The sequence below is a fragment of the Microvirga lenta genome, from assembly GCF_020532555.1.
Taxonomy (GTDB): Bacteria; Pseudomonadota; Alphaproteobacteria; order Rhizobiales; family Beijerinckiaceae; genus Microvirga; species Microvirga lenta.
Genome location: NZ_JAJBBR010000025.1, coordinates 1 through 3,842 on the forward strand (window position 1 = coordinate 1; position 3,842 = coordinate 3,842).

The following is a 3,842-nucleotide window of genomic DNA, read 5'->3' on the forward strand; positions in this document are numbered from 1 at the left end:
TCGACGTTTAGGATGATGAGGAGTTTTGACTGGAGCTGGTGGACGCCCTGGGACAGGCTGGCCCAGCGCGGGTCCATGTGCACGGGGTTGGGCTGCAGGTTGTCCGGATCGAGCTTGAGCACCTCGCCCACCTCGTCCACCAGAAGCCCGTACGCCTCCCCCTGGTGCTCCAGACCCACCGCCATCCGCCGCTCCGACCCCTCCCGGTCCCCCAGCCGCAGACGACGCCGCAGGCTCACCGCCGTCACCACCCGCCCGCGCAGGTTCAACAGGCCCGCGATCTCGGCGCTCGCCAGCGGCACCGACGTCATCTCCGCCACCACGAACACGTCGTGAACCCGGTCGATCGGCAGCCCCAGAAGCTGGCCGTCCACCGTCACCGTCACGTATTCCACCTGGCGCGAGAACCCCTTGGCTCCCGCCCCCTTCGCCGGCACCATGCTCATGCCGCCTCCTCCCTCGTCTCATCCAGTTCCGACAGCGCCGCCAGAAGGCCGCGCCGGTCGAACTTCGCCACCAGTTCCGTCACCTGAAGCTTGTGCGCCTGCGCAATCTGACGCGGGTCGTGCTTCACCGTCAGGCCGATCACCGGCAGGCGCGCAAACCGCGTCGAGGCCCGCAGGCTCGCGATCAGCTCGAACCCGGACCGGTCCGGAAGCTCCAGCTCGCTGATCAGCACGTCCACCGCCGCCCCCGAGGCCAGAACCTGCAGCGCCTCGCTCGCGCTGGCCGCCGCATGCACCTTGTAGCCCGAGGCCTTGAGCACCGGCGTGAGCATGTTGCGGAAGAACGCCGAGCCGTCCACCAGCAGCACGCCGCGCCCCGCCGGCGCGCCCGCCGGCGCCGCCGAGCGCATCCACGCCTCCGCCACCAGCGGCAGGTAATGCGCCACGTTCACCACCTCGGTCGCCCGGCCCCGGATCACCGCCGAGCCCACCAGGTCCGAGCGGTCCGCCACCAGCTCGATGTCGAGCCGGTCGTCCACGATGTCGACGATCTCCTCCACCGCCAGACCCAGCGACAGGTCCCCGTCCGAGAACACCACCAGCGCCTGCGAGCCCTCGCGCTTGATCGACAGGGCCTCGTCGCAGGCCACCAGCGGCATCAGGCGGCCCCGGTACTGCACCAGCGGACGCCCGCTCACCCACTCGATCGTGGCCGCGTCGATCTCCTCCAGCCGCGTCACCAGCGACAAAGGCACCGCCTTCAGGGCCGAGCCCCCGCCCCGGAACACCAGCATCGTGGTGGTCTCGTCGTCGCGCGCCCCGGCCTGCTCGGCGCCCTCGTCGCCGGCAAACGGGCTGTCCTCCGAGCCCGACCCCACCATGCGCGCCAGCCCGTTCGGGTCCACGATCAGCACCACCGCCCCGTCGCCCAGGATGGTGTTGCCCGAGAACAGCTGGATGTGGCGCAGCTTCGACGACATCGGCTTGACCACGATCTCCTCGGTGTGGAACACCCCGTCCACCAGAATGCCGAAGCGCTGGCGCCCGACCTGGGTCACCACCACGAAGCCCTCGCTCGCCGCCTCGTCCCCCGACAGCCCCAGCACCTTCGACAGCGGCACGATCGGCAAAAGCCGCTCGCGCAGGCGCAGCACCGGCGTGCCGTTGATGCGCTCGATCGTGTGCTCCGAACCCGGCGTCACCCGCACCAGCTCCAGCACCGCCACCTGCGGAATGGCGTAGCGCTGGTCCTTGGACGCCACGATCAGCGCCGCCACGATCGCCAGCGTGAGCGGGATCTTGATCGTGAACGTGGTGCCCCGGCCCTGCTCCGAGCGGATGTCCACCGTGCCGCCGATCAGCTCGATGTTGGTCTTGACCACGTCCATGCCCACGCCCCGGCCCGAGACCGAGGTCACGGCCGCCGCCGTGGAGAAGCCGGGGTGGAAGATGAACTTGGCCACCTGGGCCTCGCTCATGCGCTCGACCTCGGCCTCCGTGGCGATGCCGCGCTCGACCGCCTTGCGCCGGATGGCCGCGAAGTTCAGCCCCTTGCCGTCGTCGGCGATCTCGATCGTGATCGAGCCGCCCTCGTGATAGGCGTTGAGCCGGATCGTGCCGCGCTCCGGCTTGCCGGCCGCCGCCCGCTCGAGCGGGCTCTCGATGCCGTGATCGGCGGAGTTGCGCACCATGTGGGTGAGCGGGTCCTTGATCACCTCCAGCACCTGGCGGTCGAGCTCGGTCTCGGCGCCCTGCATCACCAGCTCGATCTTCTTGTCGAGCTCGGACGACAGGTCACGCACCACCCGCGGCAGCTTCTGCCAGGCATTGCCAATCGGCTGCATGCGGGTGCGCATGACCCCGTCCTGCAGCTCGGCGGTCACGTGCGACAGGCGCTGCAGCGGCACCTTGTAGCTGCCGTCGTCGACCCGGCGCGAGATCTCGAGCAGCTGGTTGCGGGTGAGCACCAGCTCGGACACCATGGTCATGAGGTGCTCGAGGGTGTCGACATTGACCCGGATGGTCTGCACCTTGGCCGAGGGCGCCTCGCCGCCCTCTTCGCCGCCGGCCCGGCCCTCGGCCTTCTCGACCGGCTTTGCCACGGCGGGCGCCGCAGCGGCGGGCTTTGCCGCGGCGGGTTTGGAAGCGGCCGGCTTGGGCGCCGGACCGGGCGCCTCGCGGAAGGCGCGCTCCAGTTCGTCCAGCGGCACCTCGCCCGGCAGCAGGGCCCGCTCCAGCACCTGATAGGCGAGCGTGCCGGTGGTCACCGCCGGTGCCGCCGGGCTCGTCGGACCGGGGGTCTCGCGGAAGGCGCGCTCGAGCTCGTCCAGCGGCACCTCGCCCGGCAGCAGGGCCCGCTCCAGCACCTGATAGGCGAGCGTGCCGGTGGTGGCGGCGGGCGCCGGGGCGGCGGCCGCCTCCTGCGCCGGCTCCTGGGCCGCCATGGCCTCGAGCGCATCGATCAGGTCGTGATCGGCGCCCTCCGGCTCGGCGGCGTCGCGCTCGAGATCGGCCAGGATCTCCTTGATCCGGTCCAGGGTCGACAGGATCAGGGTCACGGCCGCCGAGGTCACCGGCATGCCGTCGCGGAACTTGCCCATCAGGGTCTCGGCCGCATGGGCCAGCGCCTCCAGGCGCGGCAATCCGAGAAAGCCGCAGGTGCCCTTGATGGTGTGGACCAGGCGGAAGATGTTGCTCAGGATCGCCTTGTTGTTGGGATCCTGCTCGAAGCGCACCAGCTCCACGTCGACCGTGTCGAGATGCTCGGCCGTCTCGGTCAAAAACTCACGCAGAAGATCGTCCATTCACGCCACTCACATTCGACAACGGCTGCAACACAAAGCTTGACGGGGAGCACCGGCGCGCCGGTGCCGGGAAGGTCCGGCCTCAGGCGGCCTGGACCCCGGAGAGGAAGTGCTCGACCTCCTGGCCGAGGCTGGCCGAGTGCCGGGCCAGCTCCTGGGCGGCGGAGAGCACCTGGGCGGCGGCCGCCCCGGTCTCGCCGGCGCCGCGGCGGACCTCGCCGATGTTGCCGGTGACGAGCTCGGTGCCGCGGGCGGCCTCCTGCACGTTGCGGGAGATCTCGGCGGTGGCGGCGCCCTGCTGTTCCATGGCGGCGGCGATCGAGACTGAGATCTGGGACATCTCGGCAATGGTGCTGGCAATGGCCTGGATGGCGCGCACGGCCTCCTCGGTCGCCTGCTGGACCGATCCGATCTGGGCCGAGATCTCCTCGGTGGCCTTGGAGGTCTGGTTGGCGAGCTCCTTGACCTCGGAGGCCACGACCGCAAAGCCCTTGCCGGCCTCGCCGGCCCGCGCCGCCTCGATGGTGGCGTTGAGGGCGAGCAGGTTGGTCTGGGACGCGATGTTGTTGATGAGCGCGATCACGTTGCCGAT

Annotated in this window: 3 protein-coding genes; all 3 read right to left on the minus strand. The window is 70.5% G+C overall.

Annotation, left to right across the window (positions count from 1 at the left end; all coding sequences use genetic code 11):
- On the minus strand, positions 1-446 hold a 446-nt coding region (locus tag LGR44_RS21610), incomplete at its 3' end, for a chemotaxis protein CheW (RefSeq protein WP_226742782.1).
- Complete coding sequence (locus tag LGR44_RS21615) at positions 443-3,250, minus strand: hybrid sensor histidine kinase/response regulator (RefSeq protein ID WP_226742783.1); 2,808 nt, start codon at positions 3,248-3,250, stop codon at positions 443-445. The genes LGR44_RS21610 and LGR44_RS21615, both read right to left, overlap by 4 nt.
- An 82-nt stretch (positions 3,251-3,332) precedes the next feature.
- Positions 3,333-3,842, minus strand: a 510-nt coding sequence (locus LGR44_RS21620; RefSeq protein WP_226742784.1) for a methyl-accepting chemotaxis protein, incomplete at its 5' end; no start/stop codon positions are given.

Bases quoted from the DNA above. Each gene is read 5' to 3' on its own strand.
- LGR44_RS21615 (WP_226742783.1), bottom strand. From the start codon at position 3,250: ATGGACGATCTTCTGCGTGAGTTTTTGACCGAGACGGCCGAGCATCTC.